This window comes from Rudaea cellulosilytica DSM 22992, assembly GCF_000378125.1.
Lineage (GTDB): Bacteria > Pseudomonadota > Gammaproteobacteria > Xanthomonadales > Rhodanobacteraceae > Rudaea > Rudaea cellulosilytica.
Genome location: NZ_KB899241.1, coordinates 2,088,383 through 2,110,802, shown reverse-complemented (window position 1 = coordinate 2,110,802; position 22,420 = coordinate 2,088,383). Strand labels below are relative to the sequence as shown.

Annotated in this window: 11 protein-coding genes; 1 reads left to right on the top strand and 10 read right to left on the bottom strand. The window is 58.2% G+C overall.

Annotated elements, in window-relative coordinates:
* The first annotated feature begins 6 nt into the window (after positions 1-6).
* Positions 7-1,860, top strand: coding sequence for an alpha-L-fucosidase (locus tag F455_RS21975; RefSeq protein ID WP_245539957.1), 1,854 nt, complete (start codon positions 7-9; stop codon positions 1,858-1,860).
* Positions 1,861-2,152: 292 nt separating this feature from the next.
* Here the strand turns inward: F455_RS21975 and F455_RS0109215 are convergent, their stop codons facing one another.
* The 10 genes from F455_RS0109215 to F455_RS0109170 all read right to left on the bottom strand — a co-directional run bounded on the left by F455_RS0109215 (position 2,153) and on the right by F455_RS0109170 (position 21,863).
* Positions 2,153-4,507 (bottom strand): alpha/beta hydrolase family protein, encoded by a 2,355-nt coding sequence (locus F455_RS0109215; protein ID WP_026293225.1) that lies wholly within the window; start codon positions 4,505-4,507, stop codon positions 2,153-2,155.
* Positions 4,508-4,548: 41 nt separating this feature from the next.
* On the bottom strand, positions 4,549-7,464 hold the full coding sequence (locus tag F455_RS0109210; protein WP_018972998.1) for a TonB-dependent receptor: 2,916 nt from the start codon (positions 7,462-7,464) through the stop codon (positions 4,549-4,551).
* A 147-nt stretch (positions 7,465-7,611) separates the two neighbouring features.
* Entirely contained in the window at positions 7,612-8,727 is a 1,116-nt protein-coding gene (locus F455_RS20345) for a FecR family protein (RefSeq protein ID WP_033408972.1), read from the bottom strand.
* Positions 8,720-9,295: an RNA polymerase sigma factor gene (locus F455_RS20340; protein ID WP_018972996.1), complete on the bottom strand. Its 576-nt coding sequence runs from the start codon at positions 9,293-9,295 to the stop codon at positions 8,720-8,722. Before F455_RS20340 ends, F455_RS20345 begins: the two co-directional genes overlap by 8 nt.
* A gap of 344 nt (positions 9,296-9,639) precedes the next feature.
* Positions 9,640-12,060 carry a S9 family peptidase gene (locus F455_RS0109195; RefSeq protein WP_083918853.1) on the bottom strand — a complete coding sequence of 807 codons (2,421 nt, stop codon included), beginning with the start codon at positions 12,058-12,060 and terminating at the stop codon, positions 9,640-9,642.
* A 144-nt stretch (positions 12,061-12,204) separates the two neighbouring features.
* A complete protein-coding gene (locus F455_RS0109190) occupies positions 12,205-14,664 on the bottom strand; it encodes a TonB-dependent receptor (RefSeq protein ID WP_018972994.1) in 2,460 nt (819 codons plus the stop codon).
* Between the two features lie 274 nt (positions 14,665-14,938).
* On the bottom strand, positions 14,939-15,955 hold the full coding sequence (locus tag F455_RS0109185) for a FecR family protein (protein WP_018972993.1): 1,017 nt from the start codon (positions 15,953-15,955) through the stop codon (positions 14,939-14,941).
* Positions 15,952-16,533 (bottom strand): RNA polymerase sigma factor, encoded by a 582-nt coding sequence (locus tag F455_RS0109180; RefSeq protein ID WP_018972992.1) that lies wholly within the window; start codon positions 16,531-16,533, stop codon positions 15,952-15,954. The genes F455_RS0109185 and F455_RS0109180 overlap by 4 nt, the downstream gene beginning before the upstream one ends.
* Before the next feature lie 346 nt (positions 16,534-16,879).
* A complete protein-coding gene (locus tag F455_RS0109175; RefSeq protein ID WP_157578567.1) occupies positions 16,880-19,126 on the bottom strand; it encodes a hypothetical protein in 2,247 nt (748 codons plus the stop codon).
* Positions 19,127-19,307: 181 nt separating this feature from the next.
* A complete protein-coding gene (locus tag F455_RS0109170) occupies positions 19,308-21,863 on the bottom strand; it encodes a S9 family peptidase (protein WP_083918851.1) in 2,556 nt (851 codons plus the stop codon).
* Between the last annotated feature and the right edge of the window lie 557 nt (positions 21,864-22,420).

Sequence of the window (22,420 nt, the reverse complement as noted above, 5' to 3'; positions counted from 1 at the left end):
ATGCGCATGGCGACACGCCGAGATATCCTTCGCGGTACGGTGGCAGGAGCGATTTCCAGCCTAATGCCTTCGCTGCCGAGCGCATTCGCCGCCGCGGATGTTCTCTATAACAACCCGCCGCCAGGGATAGGACCTTTGATCCCAGCGGAGGCCGCCACGCTCAAATGCTTCATGGGCCTTCGCTACGGGGCACTTCTTTCCTGGGGCCCCGCGACAGTAGCAGGTAAAGAGTTTAGTTGGGTTCGCGAGGTGGATATCCCCGCGAAAGAATATGACAACTTCTATAAACGCTTTGCCCCTGACGCCTTTGATGCAGAGGCATGGGTACGAATGATGAAGGATAGCGGCTTTCGCTATGTCACTTTCGTCACCAAGCATCACGACGGTTTTGCCATGTGGGATACCAAGACCACTGACTACGGCGTCATGAACTCGCCCCTCAAACGCGATGTGCTCAAAGATCTGGCGGTGGCTTGTAAGAAGCAAAAGTTGGCTTTGTGTCTTTACTACTCGATCGCTGATCTCTACCAGCCGGACTGCATCGGAGCAAATACCGCCAATGGCATCTATTTGGGCCTCAAGGGCTTTGATCTACCTGCCACCGAGAAGCCCGATTTCGATCGCTATGTCGCGTATATGAAGCGACAGCTGAAGGAACTGTCGCAGAACTACGGACCGGTAACCGCCTGGTGGTTCGATGGTGGCTGGATGCGCGAATGGACTCATGAGCGCGGCGTCGATCTGCTCCGATACATGCGCACGCTGCGGCCCGACACGCTCGCGAATCAGCGCGTCGGATGCGCCTACAACGGTCGGGTTTACATGCCGACCTGGTTTCCGTCTGACCGCGAGTATGTTGGAGACTTTGCCGTGCTCGAAGTCGACATGCCGCGATTCAACCGCGACATTCCTTGGGAGTATACGACCCCGGCGAATGGCCGCAGCTATTGCTGGACCGCGGGGCCGTATCTGGAGCCCAAGGTCTGGCTCGACAACTTTGTCAAATCCGCGTGCGGCGACGGCAACTACCTCCTGGGAATATCGCCCCCTTTATCTGGCCGATTTGACCCGGATTTGGTCGACAAGCTCGCTGCAAGCAACGTCTGGCTGAAGCGTTACGGCGATAGCCTGTTCGAGACACGCGGTGGGCCCTACAAGCGGACGAGCGCCTATGGCGCAACGTGCAAGGGAAAGCGGATCTACTTGCACATCTTCGACACAAAGCTCACCACGCTGAGGGTGCCCGCACTCCCCGCTCGTATTCTCGGCTGCTCCTTGATGAATGGAGGTAAGGCCAGCTTGATCCAGGAGGCCGATAACGTCACGGTCAAGATCGACCCAAACGCTATGGAAGCCCCGTCAACCATTGTTGTCCTCGATCTCGATCAGTCGGCTGAAGCGATCGCACCAATCAGCGAGAAGCCGGTTAATCACGGGGCGAATGCCAAGTCCTCCAATCATGATCCCACCCTTGACGGTATGGCATCAGACGGTGACATGCTGACAGCCTGGAAGGCCGATGGTCAGACTAAGCAGCCTTGGCTGATATTTGACCTCGGCAGCGAGAGAGTAATCAGTCGCGCCATCCTCTTCGAGGGCACGTACGAGGGAGAACTGGCCAACATTCATCGCTATCAAATCGAGGTGAAGCTTTTCGAAAACGAGTCTTGGAGGCGCATTGCCGACGTGACGACTTGGGGCTTTGACACCGGTCAGGAGGAAGATTTTTTCGATTGGCCCATTTCCGTTTTCCATCCGGAGGTTCGCTTCTCTTCCGAACGTGCCCGCTTTGTGCGGCTCAAAATCCTTAAATCTATTTCGCCACCTATCGTCCACCAATTTGAGCTGTATGAAAGATAGCCGGCGTACATAAAACCGGACAGAGATGTCGAAGCGCGATCTACGCGCTTCTCGGTCTATTGATCTAACGATTCGGCCTCATGGTCACGGGAGAACCGATTCTTGCGCGGCAGGCGAATTGCCCGCCGTTTCAATTTTCCCACGTGCCCCTCCAGAAACTCCACCAGGCATCACCGCGAGGCTGCCAGACAACAGCAGCCGTCTCCACTTCCTATTTCACCGTTCTTCATCCTGAACCTCCTTGTGAAACGGATCGCGAGCACACGCAGTGGGATCCAAGCCCTGTTCGCCCTCAAGGCTTCTTGGTCGAATCCGCGACGTCGGAACCGCAACGCGGCAACGCTTTCAATGCGTCCCAGCGCTTGTACTGCGCCGACTTTCCGGCATCAGGATCCTTTCGACCGTTGAGCCAATAGTCGTACCAGTCAACGTTCATGCCCTGCTCCGCGAGCCGTTGCAGCGGCTTCACCAGCACGTGGTCGCCGTTGCGGATGTAGAACAGATCGATCGGCTTGTTTTGCGCGCGAATCGCCGCGTACGCATCCCAACCGTAGATCAGCGACGGCGGCCCGTTCATCTGAAACAGTATCGGCGTGCAGACGCGGTCGGTGTGAAATCCCGGCGAGTTTTCGACAGCCTGCTTCAGCCCTTCGCCGAACGGTTTCGCCCCGAACTGTGCGCGGAACATTTTTTCGCGCGCGCTGCCCATGTAGTCGATATTGATGAGGTATTCGCCGTAGCTGTTGTAGGCCGCTTCGGCCCACGTGGCCGCGGCATAGGCATGAGGTTCGTCGATCAGTCCCTGCATCGCGTGCGGGCCGTAGTGGCTCCAAGTGATGATGCCGACTTTCGCGGGATCGACGATTCTTTCCTCGGCAAGCTGTTTGATCGCGGCGCGGTAACCTGCGGCACCACCTATTTCAGATTCTTTCGGTGTACCAGATTCTTTGTTTATCTCCTGCACCTGAAGCACGACGATGTCCTTCGCGGAAAATGCGCGTGCCGCAAAGCCTGTCGCCGAGGGCCCGTCGACCAGGAATTTGGCGCGATCGAGCCCGTGCGTCTGGATCACCAGAGGATAGCGGCGATTCTTGGAGAAGCCGGGTGGCGTCACCAGCGCACCTGTCCAGGCGTTGCCGTTGGCATCGCGCCATTCGTAGAACGCGGCTTTGCCGAGGGCGATGTTTTTCAGTTGTGGATTGGGATCGAACAAGGGCCGTGACGCACCGCCATTCAAACCCGCCACCAGCACAGGGGACTCGTCTAATGATTCGCGCACGCTCACGGCAAGCACCTCGGTCGGCGCGGGCTCTTCCTTCATCGCCCACGTGCTGCCTTGCCGAAAGAATGCCTTAATGACTTTCTTATCGGGCGCGTTCGGCGTGACATAGGTCGCGACGAGTTCCTGATCATGGTTGCGCCACTGCAAGTCCACCATCTGCAAGCGGTCCGGATAGGGATTCTTGTTCGTATCGACAGGTGCCGCGACCTGCACGCAAGAGAAGTCTCCGCCGTGGGTATCAACCACGGCGAGCGTGCAGGAGGGCATCGATGCGGCTTTCGCCGCTTCCATGGACGCACTCGGCTTCGGATACAGCGCCGAAAGTGCGATATGCGAACTGTCTGCTGTCCATCGCGCTGTAACGTGGCTATAGAACAGGCCGGTCATTTCGATCGGAGCATCGGCGAGTAGCGACATTTTCCCATCGTCCAGTCCAAGCAACGCATACTGCTTCGGACGATATCTATCCGTGCCACCCTCGGTCTCCGGCGTGTCAGCGACGATGCGAAAACCCGGATAGTCGATCAGCGGCTGGTATTTCTCCCAAGATTTGGGGATATGTTTGGCCGACGGAGTCAGTACGACCTGGCGTCCGTTCGGCGCCAGAATTAGTCGCGAATCGCGAAGCTTCACCGGCGTCTTGCGATCAGGTCCGAGCACGCTAACGGCCTTGTCGCCTTCGATCTTCCACAGCTCATCCTCGCCGTCGCGAAACTGCGCATCCATCCAATTGGGGAAAATCAAGGGGAGAATGTTCTTACCGGTCGCAACTTCCATATCCGGCAGCGAGGCGCCGCCGGCCTGATACAGATCTTCTGCCCGAATGGGCGCATGGGCAAAGTAGACGATCGCGCCGTTGCGTTCTTCGTAGCGATTCACGTCCTGGTCGGCGCGACTGAGCGCGACCGGATCTCCGCCGGCAAGGCCCACGCGATAGAGACGCTCTGCACCGTCGTCGTCCGCGCCGAGAAATAGAATGCTTTTCGAGTCTTCGGTCCAACGCCAATCGTTGAGCGGTTCGTGGTTCGAGGCGCTAGCGAAGCGAACCAACGGCTTGGCCTTATCGAAATAAGCTGCTGCGGGATGGCTTAGATAGTCGCGGACCCCATCGCAATCGAACAGCCACATCGTCGCTTCACGTTTGCCGCTTTTTAGGTCTCCGCGCATCGTGACGGCGACGAAATGCGCGCCGTCAGGCGAAAACGAAACTCGCGACGAAGGCATGTACTGCGACCCCACGCGCACGAACGTCGACAGCTCGATCGAATCGCGCACGGTGAACCGCCTCTCTGGCGCGGCGAATGCCATGGAACCGGTCGAAACAAGCACGCACACGGCCGCGCGCAATATTGAGAAATAGCGCATAACAACTCCAATGGTGCAACAGGTTGAACGGTCGGACGTCGTTACCAGCGCGTGCCGAGCGTCATGGAAACGAAGCGGCCGCGGATATCCGCCATGCGCGGGTCGTAGCCGGTGCCGTAGTAGTCGGTGAATTGCGGTGCCTTGTTGAAGGCGTTGACGACGCTCGCTTCCACGTAAGCGTTTTTCATCAGCGAGTCTTCGGCGAAGAAACGCTTGCCGAGGGCATAGTGCAGCGAAGCATCGAACAGCCAGTAGTCGCCGAGGTGGCGCACCAGGTCGTAGTCGATGTAACCGCTGATGTAGCGCCCGGCCACGCGCGCCGTCCACTCCCCGGTGTTGTAGGCGAGCGAGACCGTGCCTTTCCAGCGCGTCGCAAAGGCATCGGCGCTGGCGTAGCCCAATCTGTCCTGCAACGGTGCGTTGGGAGCGACGGCCGCGTCGTACTTGTAAACTTCGGTCACGCTGAGAGCTGGGCTGAATGTTCCTATCGCCGTGTCGAATTTGTAATCGACATCGAGATCGAATCCTTCGACGATCAGTTCGCCGTAGTTGGTGTAGGAGGAATCGATCAGCGTGATCAACCCAGCATAACCTTTGGCAACGTCGTCGGCAGTCGGTGCTTGCCGCACGACCCGGCCCGGGAACGCAGCGGGATTCGCAATCATAGTCAGCGCGTTTGGCTGAATGATTCGATCGTTCTGCGTAACCCGGAAATTGGTCAAGCCAATCTGCAAATTCTCTATCGCCTTGCTCGACCAAACGAATCCTATCGACCGCGAGTTTCCGGTCTGCGGCTTCAGTGTGAGATCGCCGCCGTATTTGAGTGTCGTGGGATAGAGTTCGCCTCCTCTGAGTGGATCGGGCGCAACTTCAATGCCGCTGTAGACAATCGGGCTGGCGTAGATCGCGCGCAGATCAGGCGCCTTGAATGCCTCAGCATAGGTCGCTCGCAGCAGCAACGTTTCGGTCGGCCGAAACTCAACACCGCCTTGCGGCGTGAAGCGGCTGCCTATGTCGTTGTAGTCGTCGTAGCGCCCAGCGAATGTAAGGGCTAGCTTTTCTCCCACCTCGCCATCCGCTGCAGCGAGAACGGGTATGTGCATCTCACCGAAAATCGAGCGCGCGCTTCGTGAAAAAGTATCGACCGTAGGCAACCCTTCACCAGGCGCATAAAGGCTTTGCCGAGTGTGGTCGTATTCACCACCAAGCACGACGTTTACGGGGCCTGCGGGCAAATCGAAGAGACTGCCGCGCACGAAGCCGTTTACGACCTGCAGCTTGCTCGACGAATAGACGGGCGCGTCGTAGAGGATTTTGTCCAATATTGTCTGCGATGCGGGAATCCCCAAAGAAAACAGATTGATGGACTGCGTGGGATCAGTATTGGCCAACGCGCCGACCAGCGCGGCCGTGTTGATCGTATTTTCATCCTTGCTGTTCATATGGTCGCCGGACTGCCAAACGGCCACTTCCCAATCCCAACGATCTCCCCACGTGCCTTTGAATCCACCGACGATACGCGAGAACATCTCCGTGCCGATCGCCGAACCGAAGCGTCCTTCGTCGGCGAAGCGATAGGTCACCCGCACCGGCACGCCGAAGGGATTGAATGGATTCGTCGCCGGCACGGCGATCTGGGAAACGCTTCGCGGCGAAAGATAAGGAGCCTGTTCGATCTGCGTATACGCGGCCTGGAAAAAAGCTTGTGTCGTTTCGGTGATCGCGTAGTTCCCATACCCCATAAGACTGGCGCGATGCGTCGACGGGACGATCGTGCCGCCGAAGGAGCCGCTGCTGCATTTGTTCAGCACTCCGCTCGTCGAAAGAAAATCCGAGGGCGTCAGCGCACCGTTTGTGCTGTAGGGAATCCCGGCAAACGAAGACGATAACCCGGGGAGATTTTTTCCGTCGGCCGAGTAGACGTTGCCCGGGGTACAGCTGGTCGAGCGTTCATCCAAGCCGCCATAACGGCGATAGTCTTGATTGGCTGTGAGTTCGCGGTCGGTGTTGAGCAATGCGCCGCGAACTTGATAGCTGCCGACAAACGACAAATCGCCGCGTTCGAATTTCTTGCCCCACACGGCATTGACCGTCGTATCTCGATAGACCCCGTCCGTCGGAGAGCCGGAGGTCACATTCACTTCGCCGCCATCAAGGTCCTTGCGCAAAATGATGTTGACGACGCCACCGATGGCGTCACTACCGTAGACGGCGGAAGCCGCTTCCGGCACCACTTCGATACGTTCCACTGCAGAAATAGGGATGTTGTTGACGTCGAAAGGATTGCCGTGAGATTGGCCCGATCCCGCTCCCTCGACCGCGCGCCCATCCAACAGCACCAAAGTCGATCCAATCGGCAAACCGCGCAAGCGCACCGCTCCTGCGCCGCCAACCGTATCGAAACCGGCCTCGCTGACGACGGTCGATACGGTCGGCAGCGTGTTCAGAAAATCCATGACGGTCTTCTGGCCGCTTTCCGTAATGTTCGCCCGCGTATAAAGCTTCACTTCCTGCGGCCCCTGGATCGATACTTGAGGAAGCCGCGAACCTGTCACCGTCACCTTTTCGAGTTCCGCAGGCGCTTCTTCGTTTGAACGGGCCGACGCGTCGTCGCGTTTGGCGGGCTTCGACGGTTTCGCGGGTTGATCTCCCTTGACGATCAGAATTGCGCCAGATGCGTCGTGCTTGATAACGAAGCCGCTTCCCCGCAGCAATCGCGAAAGCGCTTCGTCGGCGGATAAGTTGCCTTGTGCACCTTCCGTGTGCAGTCCTGTCAACTGATCTGCGCGATAGATGAACTCGGCGCCGGACTGTTTGGCCAGGGCGTCGAGGGCGCCGACGAGATCGCCGGGAGGAATGTTAATGGGCTTCTGGTCGCGTGCCTGTGCGAAGGCGGCGGTGCACGCAAGACAAGCAGCGGCAAGTAGCGCGCGATGCAGAATTCGGAATCTGCTCATGTTTCGATATCTCTCCCCGATGCGACCGCGGGATTGCGGTTGCGTTGCGATATCGAGACGAACGACTTTAGAAAATCCCACCTGTCGGTTTCAAAAAACTGAAAAATTTCCACCCGCGAACTTCATCGAAATGACTTGACCCACCGATCATTCGCTGTGCAGCACGATCCTGTCGCCCAGGCGTTCAGGGCGAATCGAGAACCCTTGTTCCAGCAATCGCACGAAAGCTTCTGTGTTCGACAAACGGAAATGGCCGCCCACGCGAATTGCTGCAGTTTGCGCATCGTTGACAACCAGCTTTTGCGCGCTGTAGCGATTGAATTCTGCCACCGCGTCGGCCAGCGAAGTATCGCGGAACACGACGAAGCCACTGCGCCAACTCAAATATTCCTCGGCCTTGTCGACCGGAACCGATTGGATGGAAACGCCGTTTTTTCCGACCAAAGCGACGCTTCCGGCTGGCAAGCGCATGACTCTCTGCTGCGCAGGCATATCTGCGCCAGTCTCGAGCCGCACAATGCCTTCAGTGACGACCACACGCAGACCGTCAGCGTTCCGGCGTACGGAAAAGCGCGTACCGACCGCGATGACGCGCCGATCGCCGACGGCGACGACGAAGGGGCGCTGAGCATCTTTCGCTACTTCAAAGAACGCCTCGCCCTGCTGCAAGTCGATATGCCGTTCGCTCCTCGACATCGCGGCTGCGACACTGCTGTCGCTGCTCAATACCGCTTGGGAGCCGTCGTCGAGCGATACTGTTTGCGTTCCGCCCATCGGAGTCGAATAAGCGGTGCTTTGTACGGCGGTATACCGACGCAATCCGAGCCCCAATGGAACCGCCAATAGCAAACATACCGCCAGCAACCCCATCTTTAGCCAACCGCGGCGTTTTGACCTCGGTCGACGGAGCTGCTTGGCGCCATGCCGGTGCCAGCCCGACACGACTCCGTTGGAAAGACTTTCTGCCTGACCGGATACGGTCGGCGGCGATGATTCTTCCACGGCCTCGCCGTGACTAAAAAAAGGCGACAGCGTCCATTGCCCCTTTGACGGAATCTGGCCACGTGGGACGCCAGCGCCCAACGCCTTGAGTCGACCCGCTTGCTGCCATGCGGATTGCAGGCGAATGTAGGCCACGCGATGCGCAATCGCCGTTTCCAGCCACACATTCAGTTCCGCCTGATCCTCGTCGGACCATGTGTTCGCATCGCGCCGAGCTAACCATCCAGCCGCGGTGCGTTCGATCTTGGTGCTGCTATCCATGCACGTTCTCCTCACTTCTTTCTTCTGTACCAGTTTCTCTTGGATGTATTCTCGATGACGTGCGACCGTACACGTAGTCGGCGATCAACCGCGCGCCTTTGGCGAGCTGCTTTTCAACCGTCTTTTCGCTGATACCCATATGCGCCGCCACTTCCTTTTGCGAAAAATCTTGCACGCGGCGTAGCCAAACCACTTCACGGCATCTATTCGGCAAACGGTCGAACGCCTCCGCCAAGCGTTTCAGTTCCTGCCTAGCACCTGTTTCCTTTTCAGGAGAGATCTCGTCTATCAAGACGTTGAATGCCTCCAAATCCCCCGCGGCTTCGATCGAGACGACGCGGCTGCGCCGTAGCCGATCCGTGATCAGGTGTCGCGCGGAAGCGAACAGGAACGACTTTGGCGACTTCGGCCGCGCCTTCGTCGAGGCCTCATAGACTTTGACGTAGACCTCCTGGCGCAGGTCGTGGATTTCGTCGCGGTGCGGCCACACGCGCGCTAAATAGCGAACGAGCGACGCCTCGTGCACGAGGATTTCGCTCGCAAACCACACGTCGAGGGCTTCGTTCATCGCCCGCACATTAGCGCGAAGTAGGTTCGAATTGTGCGACTCGAAAATTTAATTAATTTCTTTCGAAAATTCGTGGGGGATATCGCTCAGTTCTTCGTCTTTGGCGTTCCCAGGGTTCAGCGGGGCACCTCGGCACCGCGCCTCGTTGGTCGCTTTGGGTGAATCGACCTGAACTTCGCAGATGCTCCGCAACCTTCACGCCCGCTCAGAGTGCGGCCTATTCGTAGCCGTCTTCGACGATTTGGACGGACATGTAGAAATTGCCACATCGCTACGATGGTACTGTTCTGGCTAGCCTTCATCAGCGGCCGCCGAAGGCGACCGCCTGAATGAAGGGTTGCACCTTACTCAGATTTATCCAAATGTTTGCCAAGAAATTCCACCATCCGCCGGCTCACATCTGCCGCATGTCCCACCGACCATTCGCTGATTACATGTCCTTCGCCTGGATAAATCAACAGTTCTGCTGGGCGCTCCAGCCGTCGTAGGCCAACGAAGAAAAATCGAGCGCCATCGGTCGGGCATGTTTCGTCAGCCCCACCAGACACAATCAGCAACGGAGTATGGATGCGGTCAATCCGGTAGAACGGCGAATTGTCGATGTAGCGCTGAAGATTAGCCCAGGGACTCTGTCCCATGCGGCCTTGGCCCTGCTCCGCCCAACGAATCCAATGACTGTTGCCTTGCTTGTCGAGACCACCGTAGAACGACGCCAGGTCATACGTACCGTTTACCGGAATCGCTGCGCGGAACACGTTGGTCACACTGGCAATCGACGCGGTGCTATAGCCACCATAGGATTGGCCGCTCACGGCCAAACGATTGATGTCGATATAGCCCTCATTTGCTGCCGCGTACACCTGCGGCAGCAAGATGTCGACCATGTGCTGCAACGGATAGCTGGGCTCGCCTTCGGGCGCCAGCTCCACATCGGCCATCAGCACGGCGTAGCCACGACTGGTGAAAATCTGGCTGGGCACGGTGTTGCCCATGCCACCGCCATAGTAGGTTGCCCGCGTGGAAAGATCGGAACCCGAATAGATCATGACGATCGCGGGCACCTTGTCACCCTGCTTCGCACCGGGTGGGAGAAGCAATGTCGTGCGCACCGTCTTGAGACTACCGTCATACATGGGAACTCGCGCCTGAAGCACTTTGGGCACGCTCGTCAGCAAGCCCTCGACCCTCGGCTCCACCATTGTGACGCGGGATTTGCTGCTCAGGTCTGCGGAATAGCGATAAACGTCTGGTGGTGTCGCGATGTCCTCGAAGATCGCAAATAACTGCTTGTGGTCGCCGCCCGAGGCGAAATGATTCAGTTGATGCAGTCCGGTATTCATCGCACGCGTCTTGCCGCTCACCAGATCGAGGCTGAACACGGTCTCTTCGGCCGTCGTGCGATCACGTTCGAGGAAAGAGATTTCGTTCGCACGCGGCTGCCAAAGAACATCGTCGTTGGCACGAACCACATCGAGGAACTGCCACCGCATCGTGTCCGGCAGCGCGTAGGTCGACGCTTTGCCACCGTCGAGCGGAATCACCGCCAAGCTCTTTGGCACCGTGTTGCGCCCTTCTTGCTTCGCGTCCAAACCGACAAGCAGACTTTTGCCGTCGCGAGAAAAATACAGAATCACGCCACCGACTTTACCCAATTCCGGCGCGAGCCGCCGCGGCGTCGATGGTCCAGCATCCGTGAAGTCCACCGACCATGCGGCACCGTCATTGAGATAGACGAGGCGGTCTTGCGTGGGATGCCAACGGTAATCGAGTTCGGTGTAGTTGATAGGACTTTCGGACGACACCATGCCACCGACTAGAAGTCGGCTCTTGCCTCCGACGGCTGGAATGAACGAAAGGTCCTTCACATAGACCGTCGATATTTCTTCCTTGCGTCGGGACACGGATGTATGTGTCAGCCAATGGCCTGACGGCGATACTTCTAGTGTGGCGGGACGCGGTTCCTCGCGCGCATCCACGACGACTTTTGTAGCACCGCTTTCCACATCGATGGAAGCGAGCGTCGAGTTGTAGTGGGCAAGGAAGAACGCGAGATCGTCGCCGGATTTTGCACCGTTTGTCTTGCTCTCCTTGGGCTGCTCGCTTCCGCTATAGAACACCGCCGGAGGCTTCTTCGCGTCGTGCTGGGCGTCGCTTTCAGCCGTACTCAAGCGCTCGCTGTCACGCACCGCCCCCGCCTGCTCAGGGCGCAACGGCACGAACAACGTATGCCCATCCGGGGACCAATGAGCCTGATAGCCTGCAAACAGACTCGTCCGAACCACGGCATCGCTCACCCGTCGGCACGCGCCACCGTTGGTCTCCATTACCCATACGCGAGGAGAGCCATCGATGTCGGAGTAAAATGCCAGACGGCGTCCATCGGGCGACCACACAGGGCTCCACTGATTGCCCTTGCCTCCACAGATGGGCGCGTGATCCGGCGTTGGCCGCTCGCCCGCAGAGGACACCAGTATGTGCGCGCCTTGTGCGTCGATCGGCGAACCGTTCTCCAGGAAACGTACGGACTGTTCGCGTTCGTCAGGCCGCATCAACACCACTGCGGCGACACGAGTTCCATCGGGCGATGCTGTGTACAGATCGCTTCGACGAAGCTCGCGCATCTGAAACGCCAGCTCGTACGGATATGCACGAGTGGATTCCGTCTTCCCTGAGGCAGCGATCGCATCCGCTCCGTTCAGCAAAGCACCGAGGCAGAAGGCCAAGATAGCCGGCCGACTCCAACCTCTATTTTCGACTTTCGACATGAGAATTCTCCTGATTGGACTGGCGCGACGACACAATTCGAAGCAGGCTTCGATCGAAGGCGTGACCAGTGCTTTATCGAACGAACTTCGCGGGTGCAGTCGGACGAGCTACGCAGCGGACAGGAACTCGTCACCGCACCACGGTTACTGCCAATGCTTGGCGACGGACAAACTCACGTAGCGACCAATCGCGGAATAGTTTGTCGAGTCAAAGGGGACATAAGACGAATAGGGCGGCGTGTAGAGCGGCGGCGCCTTGTTGAACAAGTTTTGGGCCGAAAGCGCGACCATGACACCAGAGAGGGCATCGTGACCAGGCGCAGTTTCATAGCGCAAAGTCGTGTCGAACGTCGTGAACGAGGCCGTCCGTTCTGTCGCTGAAGTCAGCGTGCTGATGACTCCCTGAGTAAAGTTGACGAACGCCGACGCGCTGAAGCCGCCATTTCGCCAAACGGCACCGAAGCGGCTGTTCCATTTCGCCGGGTGATAGATCGTACCGGCAAGATCGAACTCTTTCTGACCCGGGCCATTCTTCTGCGAGCTTTCCAACCAGCTGGCGGAGCCACGGAGTTGCATCTGTCCGACGCCCAGATCGAATCGGTACGATCCTGTGAAGTCAACTCCGGACACCTGCTGCTGACCGACGTTCACATATTCGTCGCGAGCTATGGCGACAACCTTGCTTGGATCGTAGGGAGCACTAGCGTAGTTGTAGAAGGTATCGCTGAATTGCGAGAGCAAGTCTTGCTGTTGCTGAGAAGTTGGTGAATAGGTCACGAATGGCGCATAACTGGGATCGCGCAGGGTATTGGCGAGATAGATAAACGGCTGCGCCACGCGATCGGTGTAGTCGATGTCGAAGTAGCTCAGCTCCGCATCCAACCCTCGAATCGCCTCGGGATGGAAGGCGAGCGTCACGCTCGACGTACGTGCCCGCTCCGGTTTGAGATTTGGGTTTCCGCCGTAAGACATCAGTACGGTGGAGCCCGCCGGATACGCCGTGCCGCCCAGTTGCTGCGCGTTCCACAGATACGCAATCCGATCCGAGTATTGTTGCAGCAGTGTTGGCGCCTTGAATGAGCGTCCCCACGAAGCCTTCAAGGTGTAGTCGCCGGAGGGGTCATAGACGAGGCCTACTTTCGGCGTGGTGACTCGTCCGAAGCTGTCGTAGTCTTCCGTCCGCGCGGCAAGACTCAACTCAAGCCGCTGCAAACCAGGACGGCCCTGTTCCGGCGAAACGATCGGCACAGCCAACTCACCATAGACATAGCGACTGCTTTCTTCGCCGCCATACTGATGACCGGACGTATACGAATGGATGAGAAAGTCATCCGTGCGCGTTCCGGCGCCAACAGCCAATCTCACCTCGTTCTGACCGAGATGAAACAGCGGGCCTTCTGCGCTGGCTTCGGCGGTCCGCGACTTATTGCAGTAGCAGCCGCGCGCCTGCAGAGCAGGCACGCCGCCAGTCACCATATAGTCTTTGTAGACGTTGCGATCCTTGCCGCTGGTAAAACTGGTAGTCAACGACCAGTCATTGGGCAAAGAGAACACGATGCTCGGCGCGATCAACGAAACGATCGTTCGCGGTTCGTCCAAGTAGTAGTAGCCCGGATAGGCAATCGAGTCCAGCAAGTCGCGAGTTGTACGCAGTGCATCCAGTCGCAATTCGATGGAATCTCCGATCGACTGGTGCGCACTCAACAGGCCACTGCGCATCTGCGTTCCGGAGTAGATCGTCGTCGGATCGTCCATAGCTCGCGTATACGCGCGTTGGGTGGCGTAGATGGGGTCCTGATCCGTCGTCTTGAACGTCGCGATCACCCCACCGGTCGGCCAGGTGGTGCCCGCAGTCGCGCTGTACTCGTGCGCGGTCAATCCCCCGTCCGCTGCCGAACCGTACCGCGACGACAACGTCACGCCATCGAAATCGCGTTTCAGGACGACGTTGGCCACACCCGCCACCGCATCCGAACCGTAAATCGCAGAAGCTCCATCCGGCACGACTTCGATGCGTTCGACAGCCTCCAGTGGGATCTGGCTGATATCTACCGCCTGAACAAAACCGTCGTAACTCAAGCGACGCCCATTGAGCAATGTTAGCGTCGCATCCGGACCCAGGCCACGAAGATTCAGGGCAGAACCGCCGGTCATATTCTGATTGGCGATGCCGCCCGCCGAAGCTCCTGCGGTAACGCCTGGATTCTGACCTCCCCGATAGTTCTGCGAGATGCTGCGAATCACCTCGCCGAGATCGTTGAGACCTTCTTCCTTCATTCGCTGATCGTCGATCACGATGGTCTGCGAAGCAGTGTCTCCTCCGCGGATGCGCGTACCTGTGACCGACACTGAGTTCAGGACCGTGGGCTCCTCACCACCGTCCGCCTTGCCGTTCGAGCTCTGTTTGTTCCTGGCTGAAGCAGGCGACTGTTTACCGTCAGCGGTATTGCCGGGAGATTTGCGGATGACCACCGTGCCGCTATTGATAAATTCGTAGGTCAGTCCACTACCGACCAGCACCTTGTCCAAAGCTTGCTTTGCGGTGAAGTGACCGTTGATCGGCGCCGCCTTCAGTTCCTTCGACGGCGCGGATTCGTAGATCACTTGGATACCGCTATGTTGACTGATCGCAGTCACGGACTGCGTTAGGCTCGCAGCTGGCAACGAGTAGTCAAACGCTTGCTCAGTACCTTGCGCCCAAGTTGCGCTTACGAGCGAACAGACAATGATCGAACTCAGGCACAAACGGCGTAACACTCCGTTGCTCCGTCGACGATGAACATTTGCAAACATGTTTTTCCCCATGGTTGGCGTGGCATCGCGCGCGATTGCTGCGATGGCGTTGGCCTGACCTTAGACGCGGGGATGTCTTGCCACCCTACCGATGCGACACAATGATTTCTGCACCCTCATCACGCACCTTCACCGGCAACACGTAGGGAAGTGCGTTGGCAATACCGCCGGCATCGCCAAGATGGAAATTGCCATTGAGCTCTAGAGCACTGAGAGAAGAATCCGCCAACCGTATCTTGCGTGCCGAATAACGATTTATCTCTGCCACCGCCTGCGAGAGTGGCATCGCGTCGAACACGTGGAAGCCCGTTGTCCAGCGTGTCGCCACTGCTACATCCACGCCTCGTTGACTCCAATGTTTGGCGTCCGCTTGCCAGCGCGCCTGCTCGCCGGGTCGGAGTTTGGTTGGCACAGGATCTCCTGGCGTATCAATCGATACGGAGCCACGAAGAAGGGTAACCACCACATCGTCGGTTCGACGGTCGACTTCGAAGCTGGTGCCAAGCACGGTGATGCGACCAGCATCGGCGTCAACGATGAAGGGTCGGGAAGCATCATGAGTCACATCGAACAATGCTCGTCCCTGAAGCAGATGCACATTGCGACGCCACCAGCTCATGCTCGCTTCCAAGCGTGATCCTGCGTCGAGCCGGACTGTCGACCCATCGGAAAGGTGAATGTCGGCGACCTGGATGTCGGTTGTATAGACCTGAGAACGAGTTCTGCCGATTCCAAGTCCGATAGTGACAGTGGCAACGATTGCGGCGGCGGCAGCTGCGTACTTGAGATGGCGCCGAAGCGAAGCACGACGATGCCGAGTGGCGATGTCTCTCTCGCGATGACCCGCGCTCGATGTAGTGTGCTCGGGCTCGAATGCTTCGCGCGCATAGTCTGCGAGCGCTTCATCTTGCACCCAGTCCCCCATGTGATCCCACAGGGCCTGCGTTTTCTGCCATGCACTGGCATGCGCGGGATTCTCGCGAAGCCATTTCTCGAATTGCTGGCTATCGCTGTCATCGTGTGCAAGCCGGCGCGCGAACCAAGCCTCCGCCTCGTCAAGTGCACGCTGATCCTTTTCCATGCTTGCTTTGACGCTGTTCATGCCCTGTCCCCTACCGCCCGACGCAAGGCGCCCAGCGCCTGCGACATGTATTTCTCCACCATTTTTACGGAGATCTCGCAAAGCTGCGCGATCTCTGGATACGTCTTGTGGTGCGCCCGACTCAGCATGAAGACCTTCCGACACTTGGGCGACAACGCGGCGAGTGCCATGCGCACCAGAACCAATTCCTGTTGCGCCGAGACCATGCGTTCCTGTGAGGGAGAATCGCCACTGAACTCCATTTCCTCGAGGTTGTAGCCGCTCTGCGTGTGCTGACTCTGGCGCATGCGGTGCTGACTTACCGCAAGATTTCCGGCGATGCGGTAGAGGAGCGATCGCCACACTTCCGGTGGCCGTGGTGCGTTGTAGTCGGATCCGAGTAGGCGCGTATAGCTTTCCTGCGCAATCTCCTCCGCGTCCGCTTCCGTCGGCGTGCGACGGCGCAAGAATGCGATCAGCGACGGGCGGTGCCTTTGGAAGAAGGCATCGAAGTCCTGCTGCGGGTAGCGGCGCTCGTCCCGCGGAAAATCCCGTTCCTGAAGGGTCAATTCACCGCCTGACGAGTACGTTTCAGCCATGTTCTCGAAGGCTTGCGATTGGGGCGTAGCAAGGATTCCAGTCTTGCATCCATTCGCAACCCCCACAAGAAAAATATTTCATTTTTCTTTCATTTCTTGGGGTAGGGGGCGAGCCCTCTCGTGCGTCGCCAAACCAATCGGACCACACAATTCGAAGGACGAAGGCTGGCACTCAGGTTTCGGTTAGGGCTAAACAAAGCGCATCGGGGGAAGTTCCCCACCGATGCGCTGCGTTCGCCACTTGGTTGCTTCATGGCCTCGGGCCAAGAGGTTCTCACCTATTGGTCTTACCCGGCAAGGCACACATCCCGGCATCCGCCTTGATGCTGGCTACGGTCTGCCGGCCTCAAGATTTTGGCTTGCGTGCCTGCTCTGCCTCACGCAACTGTTGCCAGTGTGCATACTGCGTGGCTTTCGCTGGTTCCGGATCGATCTGATCTTGCAGCCAAAATCGCCACCAATCGATATTGGTCTGCAAAGAGCGCGAGCGATGCTGCGGCCGCGTGGTCGAGTGTGACGCGGCGTCGAAATACAGAATCTCGTTCGGCACACCGAGCGCAGTCATTCGCTCGGCCATCGCCGAGTGATAGACGAGACTCCATAGACCGTGGGACTCGAACATCACGGGACCCGAAATTTGCTTCAGCTCGTCATCGGTAAAAGGACGCATCCGGTCGGTGTACTCTGAAGCGCCACCGTCGATGTTGGTTGCCGCGGCAAAATGCAGTGAAGAGTGGATCAGCAAATAACTTGTATAGAAGCCCGCCCGGCTCCAACCAGAGATCCCAATCCGCGCCTTGTCGATCAGACCTTCCTGGTCTAGCTTTGCCACCGCTGCCTCAATGTCACGCTGCATGCGGCGCGGCTCTTCCGGTGTTTCGATCACGTCTCGCAGCGGTGGCTCGCGGTGATAAAGCACCATGAAACCTTGCGCCGCCAACATTTGTGCGGCATGTCCACTGAGCTGCCAAGCGGCGTCAAGAAAATATGGATCACCTTCGCGGCGCAGTGTGCCATCGTCGAGCAAGACCACCAGCGGATAGCGCTTCCCCGCCTGGAACCCCACCGGTTTCACCAGGAACCCTTCGGCCTCCGTGCTGGGCGGATCGCGCCAGTGAAGCCCGGATACCTCCCCAAGGCGCCGTTGGCGCAGTTGTGGATTCAGATCCGTCAAGAGCTGTTCTTTTCCTGCGTGCAAATCGTACGCGGCAAGCTCGGGCGCCTGGCGCAACCCATCCTTGACCCCAAGCACAACGGCGCCGTCGGTTACCGCAGACCAATCCGGATTGAGTCCCTTGATGCTGCCGCTGTTCTGCGGCTTGAGCCAGCGACCATCATCGCCTCGATGCAGCAGCGCAAACCGTTCGCCTTTGTTCGAAAGGACCAGACTTTTTCCATCGCTTGCCCAGCCGACCGGCTTCCAATCCTTTTCCAAGCCTAGCGAAACGACTCGGCGCGAAGCCAGTTCAACTTCGACCCATGCGGGCGGTACATCTGGCTTATCTGAGAAAAGGGTGTACATCAAAACCGAACGCCCGTCCGCCGACCACAGCGGCGCTCCGCTCTCGTAGCGTTCGAATTGCGGACTCGGCGCATCGATCAGGGGTGAGATCTTGCCGGTCGCTGCATCGACCAAAGCGACCTGCGGCGCAACGCGACGCGCGTATGAATTCATGTTCGGAGCGCGATAGTATTGGTAGCGCTCCGGGTGCATCGGATGTTCGGTGATCTGGTACGGATAGAGCAGAAATTGTTTGCCACTCGGGTCTGCCGACAACGCCGCAAAGCCCAACACCATGTCGTCCATAAGCGATTGCGATGGACTGACTGCTGCCTTCGGATCGCTCGGAGCACTCTGCTCAGCGGGTCGGCTCTGGCGCGAATCAAAAATCAGCTTCGGCGAATTGCCTGCCAAAAAGTACTGGCGGATCCCCTTCCAACCGCCTTGCCGGGCCAGGATCGAGCCGGCCGGGAACGACGCGCGATAGTCCGGGAACATCGCGAAATCCCAGAGGAAGACACCATCTTCTTCCACGCGGCGCGACGTTTCATCCTGCGGATAAGCCACGGCCGAATAGGCGAGTAAGCCGCCTTTTGCGTCGAGCACAAAGTTTCGAACGGAGCTTGGATGCTTGGTCAGCTGACGCTCTTTCCCGGTCGCGATCTCCACGACGTACGCTTGTGCCACCGCGCTCCCATCGAGCCCCAGATACGCCAACGCTTTTCCTTGCTGCACGAAACGCAATTGCTTGATCGGCGACGCCTGCTGATCATGACGATCTCCGGGATAGAGGCGCGTCAAAAGCGTCTTCGAAGGACGCGATTGCAATGGCGCTCGCAGATCCAGCAGCCGCAACTCATAGGCGTTGGTGTTGCGCGCCATGTCCCCGCGCCACGTTACAAACGCTGCTTGTGTGCCGTCGGGCGAAATCGCAGCTACGGCACCGTCCGCCCCCGCCTCGTGTTGAATTCGAGTCATCTCGATCGCATCGACGACGCTTGCCGTCGACGCAGATTCGTCTTTCGCTGAAACGGCCGCAGAGCACACCAACATCAGTACCCACGCCAACCCAACCGTGATTGTCATCTTCATATCGCCCTCGACTACTGAGTATTGCCAATACGAGACGACAAAGAGGGGCTCCCCCCTACGTCGGATTGCCAACTTCGAGACACAGCTTTGAAGCCATCGACGGGGATCCGGGAATCCAAGCCGGCTCCCAGATATTCTCCAGTGCGGTCGCGCGCAAAGATCTCGTTCGCGGACGCAGGAACTATTTTGCCGATACTGTTTCCTTCGGCGGGAATTCGTCGAACCAGCCGAAGATGCGTTCCCACATGTCGCGGATGTTCGCCGGACTTTCGAGGACGTGACCCTCGCCCCAATAGCGCACGAAACGCGCGCGCTTGCCCTGCCGGTAGAGGGAGTTGAAGAACTCCTCACCTTGCTGGATCGCCACGTAGTCGACGTCACCCTGAATGATCATCAGCGGCGTGTTGACGCGATCGACTTGGAAGATCGGACTGTTGCGGATGTAGCGTCCGAGGTCCTTCCACGGCGGACCGCCCATGCGCGTCTGCGCTGCCTCCGCCAGAGCCATCATGAAAAGGCCGTGCTCCTCTGGATGATCGAGGTAACGCATGCGCGCATCGAACTGCGCATACAAGCTGATCAGATCGGACAACCCTGCCAACGAAACTGCAGCGGCGAAGCGGTCGGTCTGCGTCACCAAGCCGTAGGTCGAGAAGCCGCCGAAACTTTGCCCCATGAGGAACACTCGTTTGGGATCGGCAATACCCAATTCGACCACTTTGTCGACGGCCGGCAACACGCCATTCGGTAGACGCAACATCGGATCGTCGACCATGCCTTCGGGGTTGAGCGGCATACTCGGCATCAGCACTGCGTACCCGTGCGCCGCGGGTACCTGCATATTCAAACTGCCGCCGAAACCGATGTCGGCAATGATCGATGGCTTGGGTCCAGCGACCGAACCGGCATAGACCCAGGTCAACAGTGGATAGCGCTTGCCGGCCACATAGTCGGGCGGTAGCAACAGCCATGCCTTGAGTGGCTTGCCGTCGAGGCTGGTGTAGTCGATCGACTTGAACTGTCCGCTTGCGATCTCCCGCAAGTACGTGTTGGCGGCAATCAGTTCATCTGTCTTGCCGACTTTAAGGCTGCGGCGCCACAGATACAGTCCATCTCGATCACTTTGGTAGAAGATCGCCGTTTCGGTGGTGGGCTCGAAAATCTTCAATTCTGCTTTCGGACCGGGCGCCGGGATCGGATCGATCTTCCCGTTTACGAGCGAGATGCGATATGACGCGATCGCCTCCCCATTGCGCACACCGAGTATCAATTGCGTGTACGTGCGATCACGCTGCGGCCATTCCTCTACACCCGTGTTGGTATACGCAGGCCAAGCGATCTGCGCGATCTCAGGTTTGAACGCCACGGTCAAGTCATCGACCTTGCCGCTACCCGGATCGACGCGCCAAAGCTTGCCTTTGGCTAGCCCGACAAACGAGCGATGGGTCGGCTCGGCCCATAGCCCCCCAGGCGCTGCCGGCATCTGTGCGGTAAGAGAACGTCGGCTTCCATCCTTGCCAATCAACCACCAGTCGCGCCGCGCACGCACGTCAGGTTTAGCATCGCCCACCCGCTTTACCGCGAGCACAAGCAAGGCGCCATCACCTGTCCATTCGAGCTGTGCGCTCTCGCGGACGATCGGAGCGGCATCGAGCTCGCCGAGCGCTTGTGCGCTTACGGTACGTTGCGCGATATCCACGCGATAGAGCACCGGAAGCTTTAGTCGATCGCCGCCGGGATAGCCCAGGAACGCCAATTGATCGCCATCCGGGGACCAGCGTAGCGAGTCCCGGAAAATGTCAGGGCTGACATCGCCCTTCAACTCGATATTTTTGCCGTTGAGCGTGGCAAGACCCAGCCCGTAGGTTTCGCTGTTTCCAAACGGAAGGGGTTCGTTCGCCTTCGGCGCGTACACGCTCGTCTGTCGCGCAAAAGCGACGACATCGTGCTTCGGTGCGATACTCCACTCGCTGGTCGTGGCATCGACGAGAACACGCTCTTCTCCGCCAGCCAGATCGACCAGGCGAAGCTGGCCGTGCGATCGCTTGGCGAGATCGATCGGCATGCCGCTATCGAGTACGCTGGCGGTAGCCTCCTTGCCTTTTGTGACCTTGGGCCATTCTCGTGAAGCAATCGTGGGCGTGTCGAGTTCGACACGCATGCTGAACGGCTGCTCCCCTTCAGGCAGTGCGGAATAGAGTAGGTGTTGGCCGTCGAGCCAGAGAAAGGGACGTAGGTGCGGATCGGTGAAGTCGACGCCGCGCGCAGAGAGTAACCGCGGTTGTCCAGAACTCTGATCCCACAGCCAGATCCGAACGTTTCCGCCGCGCGTAGACAACATCGCTAGCTTGTTTCCGTCCGGGGACCACTGCGGCGACCACCAACCCGATCCATCGCTAACGCCGTTAGTGATATTCGATGCGGTACCGCCCTGCCCAGCCTGCACCCATACATCGCCGCCGGCGTTGCCCCACAGGTACTCCCACTTGAGGTTCGCCAACGTGCTCTTCGTTCGCACGCGCGTGAAGGCAAGCTTGTTTCCGTCAGGCGCAAAGGAGAACGGACCGCCGAAATACATGCCGATCTGCTCAAGATTCAGGGCGTCGTCAACCGTATAGGCACGCTTGGTTGCTGTGTTTCCCTTCGTTGATGTCGGTTGCGCGAACGTCTTGCCCGGCGTCACTGCCGCAGCCAGGGAGAAAATGCCGACCATGCACCAATGTTGAGCCGTCTTCATCGTTTCACCTTGTCATCCAGTCGAAACATCTACGTACAAGTAGGGGAAACAGGTACCGTCGTCGGCAAACTTTTGTCGACGAAGACCCATGTACGTATGCAATAGACGATGCTAGGCGGGTTTGCCCCACCTTGATGACTCGAATTACCCGTTTTCGGTGACGCGCAATAGGGACTACGGCGCAAGCCAGGACGCTTGGCAGCTACGAAAGATTCGTTCAGCGTTTTTTAGTTTTTCCCAGCCGTCTTTCACGTTGTTTCTGACTCGTTCTGACGAAGCATCGGGTGGTCGCTGCATACTTGATAGTCACCCGGCTGATGGTTGGTTGCGACGATGTAATAGGTTCGACCGAATCGGTTCTCGATAGCTTTGATCAATTCACTGCAACGCACGCGCTCAGAGTACTCACGGGATCGCGAAGGCTTTTTGCGCCAGCTTGCAACAAGCTTCTCCAACTCACGAACGAGATCATCACAACTCGCAAGATTCGTTTGCTCTCTCAACCCAGTCCCTCACTGTGAATTCCAAATGCCCCCGACACCCTGATCCTAAGCAAC